The sequence below is a fragment of the Kribbella albertanoniae genome (assembly GCF_004348455.1).
Lineage (GTDB): Bacteria > Actinomycetota > Actinomycetes > Propionibacteriales > Kribbellaceae > Kribbella > Kribbella albertanoniae.
In genome coordinates, this window is record NZ_SMKA01000156.1 from 1 (window position 1) to 21,434 (window position 21,434).

21 protein-coding genes are annotated in these 21,434 nt (G+C 68.2%); 9 read left to right on the top strand and 12 right to left on the bottom strand.

Translation table 11 applies throughout. The features are described 5' to 3' along the window. From E1261_RS27640 to E1261_RS27665, 6 genes are all read right to left on the bottom strand, one after another. The coding region (locus E1261_RS27640; RefSeq protein ID WP_238176466.1) for a hypothetical protein at positions 1 to 1,530 on the bottom strand (1,530 nt) is incomplete at its 3' end. A 133-nt stretch (positions 1,531 to 1,663) separates the two neighbouring features. Beyond that, positions 1,664 to 2,551, bottom strand: a complete 888-nt coding sequence (locus tag E1261_RS27645) for a carbohydrate ABC transporter permease (RefSeq protein WP_202875070.1) — start codon at positions 2,549 to 2,551, stop codon at positions 1,664 to 1,666. Continuing rightward, positions 2,548 to 3,447, bottom strand: a complete 900-nt coding sequence (locus tag E1261_RS27650) for a carbohydrate ABC transporter permease (protein WP_132411525.1) — start codon at positions 3,445 to 3,447, stop codon at positions 2,548 to 2,550. The genes E1261_RS27645 and E1261_RS27650 overlap by 4 nt, the downstream gene beginning before the upstream one ends. Before the next feature lie 43 nt (positions 3,448 to 3,490). Then, positions 3,491 to 4,768 (bottom strand): ABC transporter substrate-binding protein, encoded by a 1,278-nt coding sequence (locus E1261_RS27655; RefSeq protein WP_132411527.1) that lies wholly within the window; start codon positions 4,766 to 4,768, stop codon positions 3,491 to 3,493. 208 nt (positions 4,769 to 4,976) lie between these two features. Then, entirely contained in the window at positions 4,977 to 6,008 is a 1,032-nt protein-coding gene (locus E1261_RS27660) for a zinc-dependent alcohol dehydrogenase family protein (protein WP_132411529.1), read from the bottom strand. Between the two features lie 4 nt (positions 6,009 to 6,012). Further along, complete coding sequence (locus tag E1261_RS27665; protein WP_238176467.1) at positions 6,013 to 6,354, bottom strand: deazaflavin-dependent nitroreductase; 342 nt, start codon at positions 6,352 to 6,354, stop codon at positions 6,013 to 6,015. A gap of 3 nt (positions 6,355 to 6,357) precedes the next feature. Here E1261_RS27665 and E1261_RS46050 point away from each other — a divergent pair, with 3 nt between their 5' ends. Further along, complete coding sequence (locus E1261_RS46050) at positions 6,358 to 6,732, top strand: hypothetical protein (protein ID WP_202875072.1); 375 nt, start codon at positions 6,358 to 6,360, stop codon at positions 6,730 to 6,732. On the opposite strand, the gene E1261_RS27675 is transcribed toward E1261_RS46050, so the two are convergent. Genes E1261_RS27675 through paaN form a run of 3 tightly spaced genes read right to left on the bottom strand, consistent with a single transcriptional unit; the run spans position 6,717 to position 10,292 of the window. Then, complete coding sequence (locus E1261_RS27675; RefSeq protein WP_132411533.1) at positions 6,717 to 7,235, bottom strand: flavin reductase family protein; 519 nt, start codon at positions 7,233 to 7,235, stop codon at positions 6,717 to 6,719. The two genes, E1261_RS46050 and E1261_RS27675, sit on opposite strands and share 16 nt — an antisense overlap. Next, positions 7,232 to 8,632 carry a serine hydrolase domain-containing protein gene (locus tag E1261_RS27680; protein WP_132411535.1) on the bottom strand — a complete coding sequence of 467 codons (1,401 nt, stop codon included), beginning with the start codon at positions 8,630 to 8,632 and terminating at the stop codon, positions 7,232 to 7,234. Before E1261_RS27680 ends, E1261_RS27675 begins: the two co-directional genes overlap by 4 nt. Next, the gene (gene paaN / locus E1261_RS27685) at positions 8,625 to 10,292 is read right to left on the bottom strand and encodes a phenylacetic acid degradation protein PaaN (RefSeq protein WP_132411537.1); all 1,668 of its coding nucleotides are present in this window, start codon (positions 10,290 to 10,292) and stop codon (positions 8,625 to 8,627) included. Before paaN ends, E1261_RS27680 begins: the two co-directional genes overlap by 8 nt. Positions 10,293 to 10,366: 74 nt before the next feature. Here paaN and paaI point away from each other — a divergent pair, with 74 nt between their 5' ends. The 3 genes from paaI to paaK all read left to right on the top strand — a co-directional run bounded on the left by paaI (position 10,367) and on the right by paaK (position 13,420). Further along, positions 10,367 to 10,789, top strand: a complete 423-nt coding sequence (gene paaI / locus E1261_RS27690) for a hydroxyphenylacetyl-CoA thioesterase PaaI (RefSeq protein ID WP_132411539.1) — start codon at positions 10,367 to 10,369, stop codon at positions 10,787 to 10,789. A 112-nt stretch (positions 10,790 to 10,901) separates the two neighbouring features. Then, entirely contained in the window at positions 10,902 to 12,107 is a 1,206-nt protein-coding gene (pcaF, locus tag E1261_RS27695) for a 3-oxoadipyl-CoA thiolase (protein ID WP_132411541.1), read from the top strand. Positions 12,108 to 12,124: 17 nt separating this feature from the next. Next, complete coding sequence (gene paaK, locus E1261_RS27700; protein ID WP_132411543.1) at positions 12,125 to 13,420, top strand: phenylacetate--CoA ligase PaaK; 1,296 nt, start codon at positions 12,125 to 12,127, stop codon at positions 13,418 to 13,420. A 2-nt stretch (positions 13,421 to 13,422) separates the two neighbouring features. Here paaK and E1261_RS27705 read toward each other — a convergent pair whose 3' ends face one another. Then, entirely contained in the window at positions 13,423 to 13,872 is a 450-nt protein-coding gene (locus tag E1261_RS27705; RefSeq protein WP_132411545.1) for an Lrp/AsnC family transcriptional regulator, read from the bottom strand. Between the two features lie 78 nt (positions 13,873 to 13,950). Here E1261_RS27705 and E1261_RS27710 point away from each other — a divergent pair, with 78 nt between their 5' ends. Further along, positions 13,951 to 14,361, top strand: coding sequence for a DUF2000 domain-containing protein (locus E1261_RS27710; RefSeq protein ID WP_165952679.1), 411 nt, complete (start codon positions 13,951 to 13,953; stop codon positions 14,359 to 14,361). An 11-nt stretch (positions 14,362 to 14,372) separates the two neighbouring features. Here E1261_RS27710 and E1261_RS27715 read toward each other — a convergent pair whose 3' ends face one another. Beyond that, positions 14,373 to 15,059, bottom strand: coding sequence for a DUF433 domain-containing protein (locus tag E1261_RS27715; RefSeq protein ID WP_132411549.1), 687 nt, complete (start codon positions 15,057 to 15,059; stop codon positions 14,373 to 14,375). Between the two features lie 307 nt (positions 15,060 to 15,366). Here E1261_RS27715 and E1261_RS27720 point away from each other — a divergent pair, with 307 nt between their 5' ends. The 3 genes from E1261_RS27720 to E1261_RS27730 all read left to right on the top strand — a co-directional run bounded on the left by E1261_RS27720 (position 15,367) and on the right by E1261_RS27730 (position 17,117). After that, positions 15,367 to 15,897: a DinB family protein gene (locus tag E1261_RS27720; protein WP_132411551.1), complete on the top strand. Its 531-nt coding sequence runs from the start codon at positions 15,367 to 15,369 to the stop codon at positions 15,895 to 15,897. Then, positions 15,894 to 16,406: a DinB family protein gene (locus E1261_RS27725; RefSeq protein ID WP_132411553.1), complete on the top strand. Its 513-nt coding sequence runs from the start codon at positions 15,894 to 15,896 to the stop codon at positions 16,404 to 16,406. The genes E1261_RS27720 and E1261_RS27725 overlap by 4 nt, the downstream gene beginning before the upstream one ends. Positions 16,407 to 16,490: 84 nt before the next feature. Then, on the top strand, positions 16,491 to 17,117 hold the full coding sequence (locus E1261_RS27730) for a TetR/AcrR family transcriptional regulator (RefSeq protein ID WP_132411555.1): 627 nt from the start codon (positions 16,491 to 16,493) through the stop codon (positions 17,115 to 17,117). Here the strand turns inward: E1261_RS27730 and E1261_RS27735 are convergent. After that, a complete protein-coding gene (locus E1261_RS27735) occupies positions 17,104 to 20,349 on the bottom strand; it encodes an AfsR/SARP family transcriptional regulator (RefSeq protein WP_132411557.1) in 3,246 nt (1,081 codons plus the stop codon). The genes E1261_RS27730 and E1261_RS27735 overlap by 14 nt on opposite strands. Before the next feature lie 73 nt (positions 20,350 to 20,422). Between E1261_RS27735 and E1261_RS27740 the strand changes: the two genes are divergently transcribed. After that, on the top strand, positions 20,423 to 21,434 hold a 1,012-nt coding region (locus tag E1261_RS27740), incomplete at its 3' end, for a serine hydrolase domain-containing protein (RefSeq protein ID WP_132411559.1).

Below are 21,434 nucleotides of genomic sequence, written 5' to 3' on the forward strand. Positions count from 1 at the left end.
GGTTAGGGGTTCGCCGGGGCCTACCAGGCGGTGGCGGTGGGCCAGGAGCCAGACGATCGCTCGGGGCCAGGTGGAGAGGCGGGCTTTGGCTAGCAGGTCGGGGGCTTCTCGGACGAGGCGTTCGGCGATGTCGAAGGCGTCGGGCGCGTAGGCGGTGCCTAGGGTTTCGCCGGCCATGAGCCAGGCGTGGGGGGCCAGGACGGAGAGGGTGGCTGCCTGGGACTTGTCGAGGCCTTGGAGGTCTGGTTGGGGTGGGGAACCCAGGCCGGAGAGGGCTCGGTAGGCGTCTTCCAGGTCACTGGTGGTGTCGTCGAGGAAGACTCGTTCGCCCACGGGGTCGATGATGGCGGCGGCTTCCAGGGCCGGCGTCCAGACGTCTACGGCGTCGACGGCTTCTTCGATGACGTCGTGGGCCAGCTGGGTGCGGTCGCCGGCGTAGCCCAGCCAGGACTTGACGACGGCCGGTACGGCGGCGAAGTAGGTGCTGTCGGCAAGGACCTTGCGGGGTAGCCAGTGGGCCAGGAAGAGCTCGACCAGTACGGCGCTCACTCGCAGCGGACCGCCGACGGTGTGGTCGACGGCGTGGTCGATCCAGAGGCGGACGATGTCGGCCGCGTCTTCGGGGAGGCCGGCGGCGAACGTGGACTCGAGGAAGCCGTCGACGAGTTGGTCGCGTTGGCGCGGGGAGAGCAGGGGGCGGATCGGTGGCCGGATAGGGCGCTCGGGCAACTGAGTCAGGCGATTCACCAGCAGGGCCGAGAAGAACTCGAAGTCCTCGGTCACCGGCGGGTCGTCGAAATCGTTGGTCTCGCCGAGTGCCTGCAGGATGATGCCGGCCGCGGTCGCGGGGCGGACGGTACGGATCGTGACCCGGCCGCCGCGCTGGTAGGCGTCCAGAACGCGGTCGACGGGCGGGCCGACGAAGACGTCCTTGACGATCGCGCCGATGTTGTTGTCGATGAAGACCACGACGGTGTGCGGATGCTGCTCGTCGTCATAATCCAGTACGACGCTCAGCCCGTCGCCGGTGATGTCCTCGGAGACGATCGCGCTGGTGAGCCGGAAGCCGGCGATCCGGGTCACCCAGTCCGGCACCTCGTCCTCGGTGCGTAACCGGGACAGGTGTGCACGTTGCAGGGGCAGCCGCCCAGCGGGACCGACAGTCCGGGCCAGTGAGGTGAGCAGCTGGAAGGACTCGGGGTCACGCCGTTCGCCGAGAACCCGCGCGGCGTCGGCCCAGAAGAACCGCTCGACCTCACCGATCTCGTCCGGGCGTCCGGCCGGCCAGAGCTGGTCGGCGAGCATCGCGGCGGACCGGGCCACCGAGGCCTCGGCGATCACCGGGTGCAGGCTGCGCGGGGCGGCGGCCAGGTCGAGGGTCAGCGTCTCCAGCAGGGTTTCGAGCACGGCGACACTCGGCGTGGTGTCGACGTCGACGCCTGCCTGGGGTGCCTGAGTGGGATCGGGGTTCGAATCGACGAGGCGCAGGTGATTGCGCCGTCCGTCTCGCCCTCGCGGTGACTTGGTCACCTTCGTGAGGTTACCGCCCACGCCCCGCCCACCGCAGTCCAGTGCGCGCGTCCCTGTGGACAACTATCTGAACACGCCGTGAGCACAAGGCAACGGCCCGTACAAGATGTACGGGCCGTCACCAGGAAACAACTCAGCCCTTGAGGGCTCCGGCCATCAGGCCGCCGATGAACCAGCGGCCGAGCACGATGTAGACGATCAGCGTCGGGAACGACGTGATCAGGGCGCCCGCCATACTGGCTGCGTAGTCGACCTTCTGGCCGCCCGACAGCGCCGCGAGCCCGAGTGTCACCGGGCCGTTGTTCTGCTGGGTGAGGAACAGGGCGAACAGGAAGTCGTTCCAGACCGAGGTGAACTGCCAGATCAGCGTCACCACGAAACCGGAGATCGAGATCGGCAGGATGATCCGCGCGTAGGTCTGGATCAGGCCGGCGCCGTCCACCCGGGCCGACTCGATGATCTCCATCGGGACGACGGTCGCGTAGTAGTTCCGGAAGATCAGCGTGCAGATCGGGATGCCGTAGATGCAGTGCGCGATGATCAGCGTCGGCACTCCCCGGGTGACGTCCAGTTCGTTGAACGTCGTACGGAGCGGCAGCATCACCGCCTGGTAGGGGATGAACATCCCGAACAGGATGAACGCGAACACCAGGTTCGCGCCCGGGAACCGCCAGCGGGCCAGCACGAACCCGTTCGCGGAGCCGATCAGCGAGGCGATGATCGCGGCCGGGACCGCCAGCGTGAGCGAGCGGATCATGTACGGCTGCAGCACCTCCCACGCCTTGCGCCACGGCTCCAGCGTCCAGGTCTCCGGCAACGACCACTGCGCGGCGGCGGTGGTGTCGGCCGAGGTCTTGAAGCTGGTGATCACCACGACGTACACGGGGGTGAGCACGAACAGCAGGAACAGGATCAGCAGGATGTAGCGCACGGTCCGGCTCTTGCGAGTGGAACCGTCCGCGACCCTCGGCTTGCGACGGATCGCGGCCGCGGCCGAACCGGTCGCATCTGCGGCGCTCACTCTTCGGCCTCCTGCCGGACGGTATAGGCGACGTACGGAATCACCAGTACTGCGACCACCGCGAGCAGCACGATCGCGATGGCTGCCGCCTTGGCCTGGTCACTGCGTAACAAGGTGTTCCACATGTAGACCGCTGGAACCTCGGTCCGGAACTGGTTCGGCCCGGTGATCGCGTAGATCAGGTCGAACAGTTTCAGCGACATGTGCCCGAGGATGATCAGCGCCGACAGCGCGATCGGGGACAGCTGCGGGAACAGCACGTGCCGGTAGAGCTTGAACTCCGAGGCGCCGTCCACCCGGGCCGCCTCGCGCAGCTCGCCCGGGATCCCCCGGAAGCCGGCCAGGAACAGCGCCATGATGTAGCCGGACAACTGCCAGACCGCCGGGAGCGCGATCGAGGCCATCGTGGTCCACCGGCTGCCGGCGGTCCACCAGGGATTCTCCAGGAAGTTCAGGTGCAGGATCGAGAACAGCCGGTTCAGGCCGCGCGCGTCGTCACCCTGGGACGGGTTCAGCAACCAGCTCCACACCACACCCGAGGCGATCATCGAGACCGCCATCGGGAACAGGAAGACCGACCGGAAGATGCTCTCGCCCGGGACGCCCTTCTCCAGCAGCAGCGCCCAGAGCAGGCCGAAGATCAGCGTGCCCACGATGAACGCCACCGTGAGCACGCCGAGGTTCTTCAGCGAGTTGAGGAACCGTTCCTCACCGAACAGATTCGCGTAGTTCTCGAAGCCGACGTAATCGGCCGGGCCCTTGCGGGCCGTGTGCCGATCCGTCAGCGACGTGTTGAACGACCACGCGATCAGCCCGTAGACGAAGTACCCGAGCAGCAGCACGGTCGGCAACAGCACCAGGGCGCCAGGGCCCCAGGTCCGGATTCGTCCGTACATGCTCAGCCCACCGTCTCGGAGCCGGTCGACAACTCGATTCGCATCAGCTCGTCTTCATCGCGGTGCCGAAGGCGGTCTGCAGCTTCGCGACGTCCTGGGCACCGCTGAACTGGCTCAGCGCGGACAGGATGTCGTTGTTCTGACCGGCGGAGCAGGCCGAGCCGTGGGCGCAGGAGCCCGCGATCTTGTCCTTCTTCCAGTCGGCCATCGCGGTCTGCTGGTACTTCGGGTAGTCCGCCGCGTTCGCGTCCGAGCGGGCCGGGATCGAGCCCTTCTTGGTGTTGAACGCCTTCTGGCCCTCGGCCGAGCCGACGGTCTTCAGCCAGCACTTGGTGCCTTCGGGGTTCTGCCCGTTGGTCGGCAGCGTGAACGAGTCCGCCAGGAACTGGAACGTGCCCGCGCTCCCCGGCGACGGCCAGTAGGTGTACTTCGAGTCCGGCACCTTGTCGGCCAGCTGCTGCGCGGCGACCCAGTCACCCATCAGCGTGTAACCGGCCTGGCCCTTGTTCACGTAGCCCAGGGCGTCCGACCAGTCGATCGACTCGCGGTCGACGTTGGTGAAGCTCAACAGGGTCTTGTACTTGTTCAGGGCGGCGGTCACGTTCGCACCGGCCCAGTCGGTCTTGCCGTCCCACAGCCCGTTGAAGGTGTCGGTGCCCAGCTCGCCGAGCAGCACGGCCTCGACCAGCATCTCCTGGGCGAAGCCCTTGGAGACGGCCAGCGGCGCCTTGACCCCGGCGTTCTTCAGCTTGGTCAGGTCCGCGATCCAGGCGTCGACGGTGGCCGGCGCCTTGGTGGCGTCGATACTCGCCTTCTTCAGGACGTCGGGGTTGGTCCACACGACGTTGGCGCGGTGCACGTTGGCCGGGATCGAGTAGATCTTGCCATCGACCGTCAGCTGGTCGATCAGGTTCTGCGGGAAGGCCTTGTCCAGACCGAAGTCCTTGTACAGCCCGCTCACGTCGTCGACCTGACCGGCGTTGATGTAGTCCTTCAGCTCCGCACCCGCGTGCGCCTGGAAGGTGGACGGCGGCTTACCCGCCTGCAGGTCGTTGGCCAGCACCTGCTTGGCGTTCGCGCCGGCGCCACCGGCGACCGCCGAGTTGACGAAGTTGTAGTCCTTGCAGTCGGTCTTGAACACCGACACCAGGCCGTCCAGACCGGCCTTCTCGCCGCCGTCGGCCCACCAGGTGAAGACGGTGACGTCCTTGGTGGCGGTGTCCCCGCTGCCGCCGCCGTCGTCGCTGTTGCCGCAGGCGCTCACTGCGAGAAGACCCGCCGCACCCAGCACCGCGAAGGTCTTGCTCAGACCACCACGCATTTTCCACTCTCCGATCAAGCAGTTGTGGCGCCGCCGTTGACAACGATGCCCCCTTGACACCGCCCCACTCTGGGCACCAGGTACCCCGGTGTCAACGCTGCGCGCGAGCGCGTTGCGCAACCGTCATCGCATCGCACAACTGCGATGAGAGCGAGCACATTCGATCGGTTCCGCGCGGTTTTGTGTGTTGTTGAGTGGCGACCGAGAGTTACGGGCGGAGCAGGACCTTGATCGCCCGGCGCTCGTGCATCGCCTTGTAGCCGTCCGCGACCTCGGCCAGCGGCAGGTCCAGATCGAAGACCTTCCCGGGGTTGATCTCCCCGGCCAGTACGTCGGCCATCAGCTCCGGCAGGTACGCCCGGACCGGCGCCATCCCACCGGCCAGCCCGACATTGCGCCGGAACATCGTCCCGATCGGGACCTCGACCCCGTGCGGTACGCCGACGAACCCGACCGTGGCACCGGCCCGCGCGACGTCGAACGCGGTCTCCATCGACTGCCCGGTCCCGACACACTCCAGTACGGCGTCCGCCCCGACCCCACCGGTCAGCGCCAGTACGGCGTCCCGCGCCTCGTCCCCGCGTTCCGAAACGATGTCCGTGGCACCGAACTCGACCGCCAACTGCTGCCGCGACTCGTGCCGCGACAGGGCGATCACCCGCTCGGCGCCCATCCGCGCCGCAGCCAGTACGCCGGAGAGCCCGACCGCACCGTCGCCGACCACGACCACCGTGTCGCCGGCCTTCACCCGAGCCGATCGGGCGGCGTGCCAGCCGGTCCCCATCACGTCGGACAGCGTGAGCAGCGACGGGATCATCGACTCGTCGGGCAGTTCCGGAGTCGCGACCAGCGTGCCATCGGCGTACGGAAGCTTCACGTACTCCCCCTGACCGCCGTCGGCCTGCTTGCTGCCGTACCCGACCAGGTTCTCGCAGGCGGTCTGGAAGCCGGCCCGGCAGTGCGCGCACGTGCCGTCGCTGACCACGAACGGCGCGATCACGAAGTCACCCGGTTTGACAGTCCGGACCTCGGCGCCGACCTCCTCGACGATCCCGACGAACTCGTGGCCGATCCGGCTGCCCGGCCTGATCTTGTTCTCACCCCGATACGGCCACAGGTCCGACCCACAGATGCACGAGGCAACGACCCGCACGAGCGCGTCGGTCGGCCCGTCGATCCGGGGGTCCGGAACGTCGCTGAGCTGGATGTCGTACGGCGCGTGGATCGTGGTAGCTCGCATGACCTCACACTACGAGAAACACCACGCACCCTGGTGCGGCCGCGGCGAACTCGTCGGGGTCCGCGCTGGCGACGGCACCGACGCGGATGAAGAAGGGAACCCCGTGCGGCACCTCGACCGGAAACCTCCGCAGCACGTCCTCGCGGAGCACCGGATCGGTCACCTCTTCCAGCGTGACCCGGCGACTCCGGCGTCCGGCGGCCAGCATGCCCCAGCCGGCCGCCTGGGCGTTGCGTACCCAGTCCGAAGTCGGCAGCGGACTGACCAGGTATCGCTGCCCGGCCACGGTGAGCGGTGAGACCGGCGTGGCGCGGAGCCGGCCACTCGTCCGCCCCGGGACGCTCAACACGTGGATCGTGCCGAGCTGCAGACCGAGCCGGGACAGCGCCTTCAGCAGCCGGTTGGCCGGCTTCAGCCAACCGGGCAGAGCAGCGGTGGTGACCATCGCGAGGCGGCGACGACTGCCGCCATCGAGCGGCTGGAGGATGCCGGGTACGCCGTCCGCACGAGGGACGACGCCGATCGGCGCCGGGTTCTGGTCACCACAACGCCGCTGGCCGAGCGGCACCTGGAGCAGGTGTACGGCCCCGTTCTGCCCGCCGGGACTGCGCTGTTGTCCCGCTACACCCGCGCCGAGCTGGACACGATCCACCGCTTCCTGGTGCAGGGCGAGCAGATGCAGGATCAGCAGGCGGACCGGATCCGGAGTCAGACAGTGAAGTAGCGGCCTCGGCGGTGGACAATCGCCGGTACGTCGTCCGCCGCCAGCTCCACGTGAGCGATCTGCAACTGGACCTGGAGTGCCCAGCCGACCTCAGGCGGGTCGGGGGTGGCGAGGGTGCAACCGGCCCAGGCGGTGACGCCGACCGGGGCCGGGCCCCAGTCGGTGTCGGTCCACTCGAGCATCCGGAACGGCCCGCCTGGCGCGGGAGCCACGTAACCGAAGGCGTCGGCCAGTTGCTGATGCGGTTCGCCGAGCAGGGCCACCACGGCGGTCTTTGCCTTGTGCAACATTTCCCACAGGTCCGAGTCCGGATCGAGCAGCCCGATCACGAACGCGGGCTCCCCGTCCGCGATCAGCATCGACGAAACGGTCAGCCCCGCGCGCTTCCCGCCGTACGACGTCGTCCAGAGTCCGACCGGTGACGGCAGCCGCCCGCGCAGCCGTCGTACCGGACTGCGCTCGGACTCGGGCGGCAGGAACGGGTGGTCGCCATGGATCGTCACTCCTTGACGGTAACCCGCTCCGGAAGGGCAAACCGATCGACGGGGTGCATGAGGAGGCCGCTGGAACCGCGGACCGACTCGACTGTGCCGTCCGGACCGAACGTGAACCCGTACGACTCGCCGTACGAGCCATAGCCGGATCCACCGGTGACGCGCAGCGCGTCGCCGTCGACCTCGAGCGGCTGGGGCTCATTGGCCGGGTCGGTGGCAGTGGGGTCGATCGTGTACAGGCGGCCGCCGAGGACGGCGAAGTCGGTGACTCCCCACAGGTTCGCGTAGCGGCCGACGAAGCGATCCAGGCCGGTTGCGTCCCCGCGGTCCTTCGACGTGGCGAGGTCGATCAGCTTCAGGCCAGCCTCGGCGAGCTGGGCGGCCGGGCCGTCGATGGCGTTGGTCAGCACGGAGACCGCGAGCCGGCGGGAGCCGTCCACGAAGGTCTTGGTGATGTGCCCCGGGTAGCCGCCGGCGTGCCCGAAGTAGTCCCGGTCGCCGATCTTCGTCACCTGCAGACCGAGCCCGTACCGCGTTCCGTCGTCCTTGGCCGTCTTCCAGAGCGGATGCTGCATCTCACGCTTCGAGCGGTCCGACAGCAACCGGTCGTCACCGGGAAGATGCGCGGAGAAGTAGGTGACCAGATCACGCGCGTTCCCGAAGAAGCCGGTCGCGGCGGCCAGCGCCCGGGTGTCCACATGCTCGATCGGCACGCGCGTCTCGGCGTACGAGAGGGCGCTGTACCCACCTGAGTACTCGCCGAGCCGGGCCGGATCCAGCTCCGGCCCGAGCCCGGTCAGCCCGAGCTTGTCGACGATCCCGGTCTGCACGAACGCGTTGTACGACGTACCGGCCGCGGACTCGACGATGAGTCCGAGCAGGCCGTAGCCGATATTCGAGTACTTGAAGCGATCGTTCTCGGGCAACACCGCCGAACGCGACTCCCGCAGTACGGCGAGCAACTGGTCCCGGTCCGGGAAGTTGGTCGCCAACTGCCACCAGTCCGCCTCGCCGCTGTCCCGCGTCACGCCACCCGAGTGCGCCAGCAGCTCGCGCACCGTGCGCTCACCGAGCGGCGTGCCGACCAGCTCGGTGACGTGCTGCGCAGCCGTGTCATCGAGCCGCACCCGCCCCTGCTCGACCAGCTGGAAGATCGCCACCGCGGTGAAGGTCTTCGAGTGGGACGCGATCCGGAACAGGTGCTGCTCGGTCAGCGGTACGGCGTTCTCGACGTCCGCCAGCCCGTAGGCCGCGGAGAACGCGACCCCGTCGTCGGCGTACACCGCGGTCTGGATTCCGGGCACCCGTTGGTAGCGCTGATTGAACGCCAACCAACGGTCATAGTAGGCAAGAGCTTCCTGCAGGGTCTGGGCATTCAAGGACGGGGCAGCGACAGCGTCAGGCATGACGCCTAGACTGAATGACCCGGAAGCGACTCGCAACGTATGCGCCGTCGGTGTACGTCGAATTCGCCGCCGGGTTGGCTCCGGTGCCGTGAAAGTCACTGAACGCAGCCGACTGGTTCACGAAAACCGGGCCGGTCAGGTTCTCCGACAGCGCGACCCCGGAGTCGAGTGCGGCCTCGCGGGCCTGGTCGAGGACACCGGCGTCGGTCGAGTAGATCCCCGCGGTCATCGCGCCGCCCTCGGTGACGGTCTGCCGGAACAGCTCGATCGACTCCTTGGTGTCCGCGGTCTTCACCAGGAACGACACCGGCCCGAAGCACTCCCGCCCGTACACGTCGCTGTCCTTGGCCTCGAGCGCGACCAGCAGCGGCGTCCGGACGACCGCATCCGGGAAGGCCGGGTGCTTGATCTCCCGGGACTCCAGCACGACCTCGCCGTACTCGCCGGCCAGCTCGAGGCGGCTGATCACGGCGTGGTTGACGATGCCGCCGAGGATCTCGACCGCGCGGGCGTCGTCGCCGAGGAGCTTGCCCATCGCGCCAGCGATCCCGGCACCGACCTCCTCGAACGACTTGTGTCCCTCGTCGGTCTCGATGCCGCCGGCCGGGATGAAGAGGTTCTGGGTCGTGGTGCACATCTGACCGGAGTACAGGGCGAGCGTGAAGGCCAGGTTCCCGGTCAGGGCTTTGAAGGCGTCGGTGGAGTCGATGATGACCGCGTTCACGCCGGCCTTCTCGGTGAAGACACTCGCCTGCGTCGCGTTCTGCTCCAGCCAGTCGCCGAACTCGCTGCCACCAGTGAAGTCGATCAACTTCACCTCAGGCCGGGTGGCCAGCGGCTTGGCCAGGCCATCACCGGCCTTCTCGACGGCGAGGGTGACCAGGTTCGGGTCGAGGCCGGCCTCGCCGAGCACCTCACGGCAGACCTCGACGGTGATCGCCAGCGGAAGCACTGCGAGCGGGTGCGGCTTCACGACGACCGCGTTGCCGGTCACCAGCGAGGCGAACAGCCCGGGCCAGGAGTTCCAGGTCGGGAAGGTGTTGCAGCCGATCACCAGCGCGACGCCGCGGCCGGTGACAGTGAAGTTCTTCTGCATCCGGATCGGGTCGCCCTTGGCCGGCTTCTCCCAGAGCGCCTCGGCCGGGTAGCGGCTCATCTCCTCGTGCGCATAGGCGACCGCCTCCAGCGCGCGGTCCAGCGCATGCGCGCCACCGGCCTGGAAGGCCATCACGAACGCCTGACCGCTGGTGTGCTGTACGGCGTTGGCCAGCTCGAACACGCGCTTGTGCAGCCGGTCCAGGATCTCCAGGACCACGCCGGTCCGGCCGTCGACCCCAGCATTGCGCCAGGCGGTCAGTCCCTTGCGCGACGCCTCGAGCAGCTCGTCCAGACCGGCCTCGACCGTCCGCGGGTACGACACGTCGAGCTTGATCCCGAACGGCGACTCCTCGGTGACCACGGTGCCGCGAGCCCCGGGGGTCTCCACGGCGTACGCCGTACCGAGGTGGGCCTCGAAGGCGGCCTGGCCGTCGGCTGCCGCGGTCTCGCCGTACACCCGCGGACTGGGGGACTCCGGGAACGCGGAGTGGTAGCCGCGACTGCGGATCGCGGTCAGAGCGGCGTCGAGACGGTCACGATGAGCAGCCAGCAGATCGGTCATGGTGGCGATGTTACAGTCATTGACGTAATCGGGGCTAGAGTGTCACAAACCCTCACCCGAAGGGGCAATCTGGCATGGGCGACTTGGCGAGCCGCGTGGCGGCGGCGATGTGGGCGGAAGACACCGCCTCCGCCGGTTTGGGCATGCGGCTGGTAGCCGTCGGGGACGGTACGGCGTCGGTCGAGATGCCGGTGCGGGACGACATGGTGAACGGGCACGGGATCGCGCACGGCGGCTTCGTGTTCAGCCTCGCTGACTCGGCGTTCGCGTTCGCCTGCAACTCCCGGAACAAGGTCACCGTCGCCCAGGCGTGCGACATCGTCTTCGTCGCCCCCGCCCGCCGCGGTGACGTGCTTGTCGCTACAGCGGCCGAGCGCACGAGCTTCGGCCGGAACGCCATCTACGACGTGACAGTGCGGCGTGGCGATGACGTGATCGCCGAGTTCCGCGGTCGCAGCCGCCAACTGTCCGGAACAATCCTTGAGGAGCAGGCATGACGGTGCACATTGCCGCGCTCCGCGCGGCGGGTCATGAGGCCTGGTTCCCTTTCTTCCCTCGTCTCTCCAGTCGCTGCGCTCCCTACGTTCCTCAGTCCAGAAAGGGGGCCTCATGACGCGCGAGGCGTTCTTGGTCGACGGAGTCCGGACGCCGATCGGCCGGTACGGCGGCGCGCTCGCGACCGTCCGCCCGGATGATCTGGCCGCGCACGCGATCCGCGCCCTGCTCGGCCGGCACGCCACTCTCGAGCCCGCGCTGATCGACGATGTCGTGCTCGGCTGCGCGAACCAGGCCGGCGAGGACAACCGCGACGTGGCCCGGATGGCCGTGCTGCTGGCCGGTCTGCCGGTGGAGGTTCCCGGTACGACGATCAACCGGCTCTGCGGGTCCGGTCTGGACGCACTGGCGTACGCCGCTCGTTCGATCATTGCCGGGGACAACGACGTACTGATCGCGGGTGGCGTCGAGTCGATGTCGCGGGCACCTTTTGTGATGCCTAAGGCAACTACTGCGTTCTCCCGGCAGGCCGAGGTGTTCGACACCACGATCGGCTGGCGCTTCGTGAACCCGGTGCTGCAGGCGCAGTACGGGATCGACTCGATGCCGGAGACCGCGGAGAACGTTGCCGCCGACTACAACATCTCCCGCGAGGACCAGGATCTGTTCGCCCTGCGCAGTCAGCAGCGCGCGGCCAAGGCCCAGGCGAACGGCCGGCTGGCCGAGGAGATCGTGCCGGTCGAGATTCCGGGCAAGCGTCGCGCGGTGACCGTCGTCGACACTGACGAGCACCCGCGCGAGACGACCCTCGAAGCGCTGGCCGGACTCAGAACGCCGTTCCGGGACGGTGGCACGGTCACCGCGGGCAATGCGTCCGGTGTGAACGACGGCGCGGCCGCCCTGCTGGTGATGAGCGGCGAGATGGTCGAGCGGCTCGGCGTCACGCCGCTGGCCCGGATCGTCGCTACCGCGACGGCCGGCGTACCGCCTCGGATCATGGGAATCGGGCCTGCGCCCGCCACCCGCAGGCTGCTCGACCGGACCGGTGTCGCGCTGTCCGATCTCGGCGCGATCGAACTGAACGAGGCCTTCGCCTCGCAGTCGTTGGCAGTCCTGCGTGAGCTCGGCCTCCCCGACGACGCCGAGCACGTCAACCCGAACGGCGGCGCCATCGCCCTGGGTCACCCTCTCGGGATGTCCGGCGCCCGCCTCGCCCTCACCGCCGCCCTGGAGCTTCGCCACCGCGACGCCGGGTACGCGCTCGCCACCATGTGTATCGGCGTCGGGCAGGGCATCGCGACCCTGCTCGCTCGGCCCTGATCGCGGGAGTACTGAAGATGCTCGGTGATGCGTGCCCCGAGGAGTTGCTGGATGCCGGCGAGCGGCTGTCCGTCGACGAGCTCCGGTCCCGTCAGCTGTCATTGCTGCAGGCAACGATCAGTACGGCGTACGAGAAGGTGCCGCACTATCGCAAGGCGCTGGACGAGGCTGGGTTCGCGCCCGGTGATCTGCGGGAGTTGTCCGATCTGAGCCGGCTACCGTTCACCGGCAAGAAGGATCTGCGGGACAACTATCCGTTCGGAATGTTCGCCGTGCCGCAGTCCGAGGTTGCGCGGGTGCACGCCTCGTCGGGGACGACGGGACGCCCGACAGTCGTCGGCTACACCAAGCAGGACATCGATACCTGGGCCGACCTGATGGCCCGGTCGATCCGCGCCGCCGGTGGTCGGGCCGGCGATATCTGTCACGTTGCCTACGGCTACGGCCTGTTCACGGGAGGGCTCGGTGCGCACTACGGCGCCGAGCGGCTCGGCTGCACCGTCGTACCGGTCTCGGGTGGGATGACCGAGCGGCAGGTCGACCTGATCCGCGACTTCGGCGCCCGGATCATCATGGTCACCCCGTCGTACTTCCTCGCGATCATCGACGAGATGGAACGCCGCGGCCTGGATCCGCACGACACCCAGCTGCGGATCGGCATCTTCGGCGCCGAACCGTGGACCGAACAGATGCGCACCGAGGTCGAGCAACGCACCGGCATGCACGCGGTCGACATCTACGGACTGTCCGAGGTGATGGGCCCAGGTGTCGCGCAGGAATGCGTCGAGTCCAAGGACGGCCTGCACATCTGGGAGGACCACTTCTACCCGGAGATCATCGACCCGGTGACCGGCGAAGTCCTGCCCGACGGCTCCGAGGGCGAGCTGGTTTTCACCACCCTGACCAAACAAGCCTTCCCGGTCATCCGCTACCGCACCCGCGACCTGACCCGCCTCCTCCCCGGTACGGCGCGGCCGGGCATGCGCCGGATGGAGAAGATCACCGGCCGTACCGACGACATGATGATCGTCCGCGGCGTAAACGTCTTCCCCACCCAGATCGAAGAACAGATCCTGCTCGTCGAAGGCCTCACCCCGCACTACCTCTGCGTCCTCACCCGCCCCGGCCGGATGGACGAACTCACCGTCCAGGTCGAAGCAGCCCCCGACCTCACCGACCGAGCCACCGCGGCCGCCGTACTGTCCCGCCGGATCAAGGACCGCGTCGGCGTCACCGCCACCGTCGAGATCCTCGACCCCCACGCCCTCGAACGTTCACTAGGCAAAGCCAAACGCATCAAAGACAACCGCTGACCTCAGAGCGGGAGGACCGTGGTTCGGTGGTGGTGTTCGAAGACCACTGAGCTGCGGATGTCGGCGATCTCTTGGCGTTTGGCGAGGTCGAGGACCAGGTCGCGGAGTGCTTGGGCGTCCTTGACGGCGACGTGGGCGAGGAAGTCGGAGGCGCCGGAGACCATGAACATGTCGAGGGTCTGCGGGAGCTGCATCACGTAGTCCTGGAAGGCGGTCGCGACGGCCATCGCCTGCGGCCGCAGTTTGATCGAGATGATCGCCTGCATCGCACGGTCGATCGCCTTCAGGTCGACGGCGGCGTGGTAGCCGCTGATCACCCCGCGCTCGCGGAGGGTGCGGATGCGTTCCAGGCAGGTGGACGGGGCGATGCCGAGGTCGGCAGCCATGTCGCGGTTGGTGCGGCGGGCATCGTTCTGCAGGATCCGCAGCAACGCCGTATCAAGTTCGTCCATGGCCACGATTTTCGCAGATCCACCGAACGATATTCGGCTGAGCAAGTGAACCCTTGTACGTCGGGTTAGATTCGCGCAGTGCTGACGAACAAGATCGTGGTCGTGATCTCGACCGATGCCCCGATCGGGGTCGCCCTCAATACCGCTGCACTACTCGGGGTCGGTCTGGGTCACCGGCACGACGAAACGGTCGGCCCCGACACCGTGGACGCCGGCGGGAACCCGCACACCGGCATGTCGGCGTACCCGATCCCGGTGCTGAAGGCGACGGCCGAACGACTGCACGAACTGCGGGCGCAGGCCGCGGCCCGCGACGACGTGATCGTGCATGACATGAACCAGATCGCTCAACAGGCCAGGACGTACCAGCAGTTCAGCGACACTTTGGCCGGCACCAAGCCGGAGGACGTCGAGTACCTCGGGCTCGCGATCCACGGTCCGCGGCAGGCCGTCGACTCATTGACTGGAGCACTCGCGCTGTACCGATAGACGCTGTATCGCTAGATCAGCGGATCCTGGGGTTCGGCCGAGGGAGATCTACGGAAGGCCGGCGGCCGGATGTGCGGACGGACGAGCGCCTCCACCTCGAAGTCCTCGAGGTCGAACTTACTGGCGATCTCCCGGTACGACGCTCCCGTGCGAATGCGGTCGAGGACGTCCTCGACCCGGATGCCGGAGCCGGCGATGACGGGCTGACCGCGGGACTGCGACGGATCCACGATGACGTCGATGTCGTGGTAGATGACGAGGCGCAGGGTGGCGGCGTACCCGTCGTCGGACCAGCCGATCGCCGCCGAGCCTCGGCGCAGGACGCCAGGCAGTCCGCCCTGGCTGTCGCGGATGCGTTCCCAACCGGCTTCACGCCCTTCAGCGGCGATCTCGATCAACAGATCGCGACCGTCATGCGCAAGCCCGGCCCAGGCCAGCGGGTACTGCCGGCCGGCTCGCGACCGCAGCGCCACGGCGGCCTCGCCGATCGCCTGCAGCGACAACCCAGTACGCCGAAGCTGCCGCAGCATGTGGGTTTCGACCAGCCCGGCGAAGGTGATCGTCGGCTCCCCACGCCCACCCGAACCGGCCGCCAGCGCCCCCGACCGCAACCAGTCGCCGAGCGTCGTCGCAGGCAGCCCCAGATGCAGCGCCACCTCGGCACGCGTGTACAGCGGCCGGTCAAACCGTGGATCCACGTCGAACCCCTTCACGCAGGCGGGCGCTGTGTCCCCCAGCTTGCCATTACGCGGACCGCCCCCACTGACCAACTCGCTGAGCGCCCCCGCCGCCACGCTCAGCAGCCGGTCGAAAACCCCCGCCGAAGCCACTTGGTGAGTGGCACAGGTCCGCCTCGAATAATCCTTCGCGGGTGGACCGCGCCGCGTTGTACGGTGCTGCCCTACGCGGAAGGAGGTGAGTGCGATGTTGTGCCGAACCGTCGCGCTGCCCGTCCGCCGTGCCCGCGGTTGAGGTCGGGTGGCTCCCAGTTACAGGAGCTTTCGCATGACCGAAGTACCGCGTCCGGCTTTGACCGCACCTGAGCGCGACCAGTTGATCGGATGGCTCGATCACCAGCGTTCCTTCGTCCGGATGAAATGCACCGGGCTGTCCGAAGAAGATGCCCACCGCAACGTTGTTCCGACGTCACCACTGATGACACCGGCCGGCCTCGTCGCCCACCTGCGCTGGAACGAGTACTCCTGGTTCCAGCTCTCCGTGCTCGGTGTCCCCGACACCGGTCAGACCCCGTGGACCGAGGGCGGGCATCCCGATGCCGAGATGCTGGTCGACGACGTACCGATCGCCCAACTTCTCGACGAGTACGACGCGGAGTGTGCACGCTCCAACGAAGCGATCGCCAACCTCTCGCTCGACGCGCTCGAACAGGGCACCGGGAACGGCGAGCCCGCCTCGTTGCGGTACGTGCTCTGCCACCTGATCGAGGAGACCGCCCGCCATGTCGGGCACCTCGACATCATTCGTGAACTGATCGATGGCCGTACCGGCTACACCAAACTTGAGGAGACTGCATGAGACCACCCTTGACCGGTGACGAGCGCACTCAGCTCGTCGGCTGGCTCGACCACCTTCGCTCGCTGGTGCGGGTGAAGTGTGAGGGGCTGAGTGAGGTGGACGCGCATCGCGTGGTGCTTCCTACTTCCCCATTGACGAATGTTGCCAGCCTGGTCGCGCATTTGCGGTGGGTCGAATACAGCTGGTTCCAGCAGAATTTGGCCGGGGTTCCAGACACCGGGCAGACCCCGTGGACACCGGATGGCCACCCCGATGCCGAGATGCTGGTGGACGACGTACCGCTGGCGCAGTTGCTCGACGAGTACGAGGCGGAGAACGCGCGATCGAACGCCGTCGTCGCGGCGATGGACCTCGGTGATGTCGAGCGTGCGGTCGTGCGGGACAGCGGTCAGGCCTCGGTGCGGTACGTGCTGTGTCACCTCATCGAGGAGACCGCGCGGCACCTCGGACACCTCGACATCGTCCGGGAACTGCTCGACGGTGGGACCGGCTACGAGTCGATGAACTGACGTCGGACCCCGTGCCGGTTCCTGTCCCGCCGAAGGGTGGATAGGATGTCCGGGATCTGGCACGGGGTAGCGACAAGAGGTGTGATGAGGGAACCCTCCGTACGCCGTTATTCCGGGCGATCGGTCGAGGAGTGGAAGGCAGCGCGCCGGGAGCGATTACTGGCCGCCGCGGTGGAGTTGTTCGGGACCGAAGGGTATCCGGCGACATCGGTGGAACGCCTGTGCACACAGGCGAAAGTGTCCACGCGGCACTTCTACCACGAGTTCCAGAACAAGGAAGCCGTGCTGCTCGCGGTGCACGCGCAGGTGATCGAGCTGACGGTGCGGAACACCGGCGACGCGATCCGGCGGACCGACGGCCGGCCGGTGAAGGAACGGATCACGGCAGCGGTCGACAGCTATCTGAAAACCATCATGGCCGATCTGCGCCGAGCGCGGATCTCGTTCGTCGAGGTGGTCGGGACCAGCCCGGCCGTCGAGGAGCAGCGGATCGCGTTCCGGGATCTGCTGATCGCGGGTGTGCGTGACCTCGGCGAGAGCGCGGCGGCCAAGGGTGAGATCGAGCGCCGGGACTTCCGGTTCGTCGGTCTGAGTTTCTTCGGGGCGGTGAACGCGGTCATCTACGACTGGATGCTCGCCGACCCGCGGCCGCCCGAGCAGAAGGTGCAGAAATCCCTGCAGGAGCTGGCGGTTCAGCTCATGACGAGCTGAACCGCTTGCGCAGTTCGGCGAGGGCGTCATCGCGCGTCATCGCCGCACCAGCGCCGTACGCGGTCTCGAACGCGTCGTCACCGAGCGCCTCACGCAGCTGCTCGATGACGGCGCGGACGTCGCCGTCCGGCACGGTGCGCATCCCGCGCAGAGCCGCCGAGAGACCGAGCGTGCGCGCGCCGAGCTCCGCCTCGCCGAACGCGAGGTCGACCTCGGCCGTGGTCTCGACGATCGTCGCGGTGATCGGCATATCCGAGCTGGACATTCCGATCGCGACCGCCTCCCGGTTCAACGCCCGGGCCGATTCGAGGTCACCCCGCCGCAGATCGACCCGGCCGGACTGCGCCATCAGCATCGCCGTACCGTGCGGTGCCAGTTGCTCGTAGTTCTCGCTGAGCATCGCCCGAGCGCGCTCGATCAGCTCCTTCGCTTCGTCGAGCCGACCGGCCCGTAGCTCGATCCGGGAGAAGCCGAACAGCGACATCGCCTCGCCCTCGCGGGAGCCGTTCTCCTCGGCGATCCGGAGTGCCTGCTGCTGAACTGCCCGGGCTCCCTCGAGATCACCGAGCTCGAGCCGGCTGATCGCCGCCGAACCGAGCAGCTGCCCGATCCCCTCGGTGGCGCCGAGCTCCTCGAACAGACTCATCGACTCCTCGAGCGAGGCCAGCGCACCCTCGTGATCACCGCGAGCGGATTGCAGACTGGCCATTCCACGCAGCGCCATCGACGTACCCCAGCGGTCACCGAGCTCGCGGAACCCCGCGAGTGCGACGCCCAGATCGGCGTCCATCTGAACGGGTTCGCCCTCGTTGTCGCGGAACATCGCGAGCAGCAGCGCGGCCATGTGCCGGGTCCACGGATCCGTATGATCACGCGCTGCTTCGAGCTCGAGGAACGCCGCCGAGGTGTCCCGCCGGAGCGCTGCCCACATCGCGTTGGTGAACCGGCCGACGGCCGAGTCGGTGACGGACGCGTGCTTCCGCGACAGCAGCCGGACCTCGGCCAGGCAGCGCATCGCCTTGGGGATCATCGCCGCCGAGTCCTCCTCGGTCGACATGGTGCCGAAGGCAAGCATCATCAGCGTCATCGCGCGCTCGACCGGCACACTCGGCCCTGGTACGGCGAGCGCTGCGCGCATCCAGCCGACGGCCTCGGACGGGCGGCCGCTCATGTTCCAGAGCTCGGCGAGCACGGACACCATCTGCACCGCGGCCCGCGCCGAACCGGAGTCGATCGCACTGCGCAGTGCGTCGGTCAGGTTGTCGTGGTCCGCCTTCAGCCGGGCGATCCACTCGACCTGCGATCGGGTCCGAAGGTTCGGCCAGGCCTTCCGCAACAACCGCTGGAAGTATTCGGTGTGCGCCTTCCGGAACCGATCTCGCTCACCAGCGGCCGCGAGCTGCTCAGCGCCGTACGCGCGAACTGTCTCGAGCATCCGGTACCGCACCGACCGCTCACCGGCGACCGCTTCGACAAGCGATTTGTCGACAAGTGAAGCCAGTACGCCGAGCACCGCCTCCGACGGTAAGTCGTCGTCGCTGCAGACCTGCTCGGCGGCATCCAGCGAGGCTCCGCCGGAGAACAGTGAGAGCCGGCGAGCCACTGCCTGCTCGTCGGCATCGAGGAGATCCCAGCTCCACTCGACGACCGCGCGCAAGGTCTGGTGCCGGGGCAAGGCCGTCCGCGAACCGCTGGTCAGCAAGCGGAACCGGTCCGCAAGCCGATCCACGATCAGCTCCGGAGTGAGTGCGCGCAGCCGGGCCGCGGCGAGCTCGATCGCCAGCGGCATACCGTCGAGCCGTCGGCAGATCTCGGCGACGGCGGCACGATTCGCGTCGGTCAAGGCGAAGTCCGGTCGTACGGCGCGAGCCCGGTCGACGAACAGCTGCATGGCCGGATACTCGTCGGTCGATGCGTCTTCGGGTGGCAGTCCCAGTGGCCCGACCTGGTGCAGGTGCTCGCCGAGGATGCTGAGCGGTTCGCGACTTGTGGTCAGCACCCGCAACCGCGGGCAGGCCGCGAGCAGCGAGTCGACCAGGCCGGCGACCTCCAGGACCAAGTGCTCGCAGTTGTCGAGGACGAGCAGGACGCGGCGGTCCGCGATCACCTCGACCAGCCGATCGGTCGCGGCCCGGCTCGCCCGCATCTGCTTGGGTACGAGACTCGACGGTGGCGTCAGATCGACGTACTCGCTGGCGCCCAACGCGGACAGTACGGCGGGGGCAACGTCGGCCGCGTCGCCGAGTGGCGCAAGCTCAACGAACCAGATGCCGTCACCGCTCTGCTCCACCAGGGTCCGGCCGGTCTCGGTCGCCAACCGGGTCTTCCCGGCGCCGCCGGGGCCGACCATGGTGACCAGTCGGGTGCCGTTGCTCAGCAGCCGGCTGAGTTCGGCGACGTCCTCACGGCGACCGACGAAGCTGGTGAGCGGGGCGCGCAGATTGCTCCGCGGCCCGGACAGCTTCGGCGCGGGAGTCGAGACCGCGACCGGATCGACCGCATCACCGCGCAGAACCGCGACATGAACCTCCCGCAGCCGCGCGCCCGGATCCGCGCCGAGCTCGTCGGCGAGCGTCGTACGGACACGCTCGTACGCCGACAGTGCCTCGGCTTGGCGGCCATCGGCGTACAGGGCGCGGATCAGCAGCTCGTGGAGGCGTTCGCGGAGCGGGTGGGTGGCCGCGAGGTGCTCGAGCTCGGTGATCAGGTCGCGGGCCCGGCCGCAGCTGACCGCGGCCTCGGCCAGGTCCTCAGCCGCACCGAGCCGGAGCTCAGTCAGACGGTCCGCTTCGATCGCCGCGAACGGGAGGTCGCGCAGGTCGGCGAGGGCCTCGCCCCGCCAGAGTTTGTCGGCCTGGGTGAGCAGTGTGTATGCCTGCTCCGGATCAGACCCGAGCAGCGCGCGGCCACGCCGTACCAGGTCTTCGAACTGCTGGGCGTCGACACAGTCTGCACCGATGGTCAGCGTGTAGCCGGCCGGGCCGGACTGGATGGAGATGCTCGACTCGGTCGCCGGAAGGCTCGACCGCAACCGGGACACCAGCGACTGCAGCGCGTTGGCACTGGGCGCCGCCGTCCCCCACAGGCCGTCGACGAGCGTCTCGACGCTGACCGGCTTCCCCGCACTCAGCGCGAGCCGCGCGAGCAGTCCGCGCAGGCGAACACCACGGACGTCGAGCGGAGTCCCGTCGGCCGCCCACATCGCGAGAGGACCGAGCACCGCTATGCGCACACAACCAGCCTTGCATACTCGGCAGGCCGGGGGCTCTGCCTTTTGTCATCTCGCTCGCTTATTGTCGACTGTCGTGACCGAACTCGCCGCACCGACGCAAACCGCCCTGACCCGACTTGTCGCCGACCGCCAGTCCACCGGCCGCGTCCCCGGAGTGGTGGGCGCTGTCGCCCGCGCCGGGTCGCTGGTCTGGTCGCACGGCGCGGGCTCCGCCGATCTGGACACCCCGGGAGTGCCGCCGACCGCGGACTCGCAGTTCCTGATCGCCTCCCAGAGCAAGACGCTCACGGCGGTCGCCATCCTCGCGCTGCGCGACGAGGGCAAGCTCAGCCTGGACGACCCGCTTGAGACGCACGTTCCGGAGAGCAAGCACGGTGGCGTCACCCTGCGGCAGATGCTCAGCCATGCCAGCGGCATGCAGCGCGAGCCGGTCGGTGACGTCTGGGACCTGATGAAGTTCCCCGACCGTGAAGAACTCGTCGCGGGCTGGAACGACGCCGACCGCATCGGCAAACCGCACCACCGGTTCCACTACTCGAACCTGGTCTACTCGCTGCTCGGCGAGGTCGTCGCCCGCCTCGACGGCAAGCCCTGGTACGACGCGATCAAGGCCCGGATCCTCGATCCGCTGGAGATGCGCCGGACGACGGTCGGGATGGACGGCGGTCCGGCCGCGACCGGCTACTACGTGCCGCCGTTCTCCGACGTACCGGTCCGTGAACCGCTGCTGGACATCAAGGCGATGGCGGCCTGCGGCGGTCTCGCCAGTACGGCGGAAGACCTGGCGAAGTGGGCGATGTTCATCGCGAACCCGGTCTCCGAGGTGCTGTCCAAGGACACCCTGGACGAGATGTGCCAGGTCCAGATCATGGCCGACACCGCCCGCTGGCAACTCGCCTTCGGCCTCGGCTTCATGCTCTTCCGCCGCGGCGACAACCTCTTCGTCGGCCACGACGGCGGCATGCCCGGCCACATCACCTCGACCTTCGTGCACCGCGAGTCCGGTACCGCCGGCATCTGCCTGCAGTCCGCCACCTCGGCCCCGGCCCCGTCGCTGCTCGCCACCGACCTGATCACCAACTGTC

Excerpts from the sequence above, each read along its gene's own strand:
- E1261_RS27725 (WP_132411553.1), top strand. The coding sequence starts at position 15,894 with ATGAGACCACCCTTGACCGGTGACGAGCGCACTCAGCTCGTCGGCTGG.
- E1261_RS27655 (WP_132411527.1), bottom strand. The coding sequence starts at position 4,768 with ATGCGTGGTGGTCTGAGCAAGACCTTCGCGGTGCTGGGTGCGGCGGGT.
- E1261_RS27650 (WP_132411525.1), bottom strand. The coding sequence starts at position 3,447 with ATGTACGGACGAATCCGGACCTGGGGCCCTGGCGCCCTGGTGCTGTTG.
- E1261_RS27660 (WP_132411529.1), bottom strand. The coding sequence starts at position 6,008 with ATGCGAGCTACCACGATCCACGCGCCGTACGACATCCAGCTCAGCGAC.
- E1261_RS27720 (WP_132411551.1), top strand. The coding sequence starts at position 15,367 with ATGACCGAAGTACCGCGTCCGGCTTTGACCGCACCTGAGCGCGACCAG.
- E1261_RS27680 (WP_132411535.1), bottom strand. The coding sequence starts at position 8,632 with ATGCCTGACGCTGTCGCTGCCCCGTCCTTGAATGCCCAGACCCTGCAG.
- paaK (WP_132411543.1), top strand. The coding sequence starts at position 12,125 with ATGCTCGGTGATGCGTGCCCCGAGGAGTTGCTGGATGCCGGCGAGCGG.
- E1261_RS27705 (WP_132411545.1), bottom strand. The coding sequence starts at position 13,872 with ATGGACGAACTTGATACGGCGTTGCTGCGGATCCTGCAGAACGATGCC.
- pcaF (WP_132411541.1), top strand. The coding sequence starts at position 10,902 with ATGACGCGCGAGGCGTTCTTGGTCGACGGAGTCCGGACGCCGATCGGC.
- paaI (WP_132411539.1), top strand. The coding sequence starts at position 10,367 with ATGGGCGACTTGGCGAGCCGCGTGGCGGCGGCGATGTGGGCGGAAGAC.
- paaN (WP_132411537.1), bottom strand. The coding sequence starts at position 10,292 with ATGACCGATCTGCTGGCTGCTCATCGTGACCGTCTCGACGCCGCTCTG.
- E1261_RS27730 (WP_132411555.1), top strand. The coding sequence starts at position 16,491 with ATGAGGGAACCCTCCGTACGCCGTTATTCCGGGCGATCGGTCGAGGAG.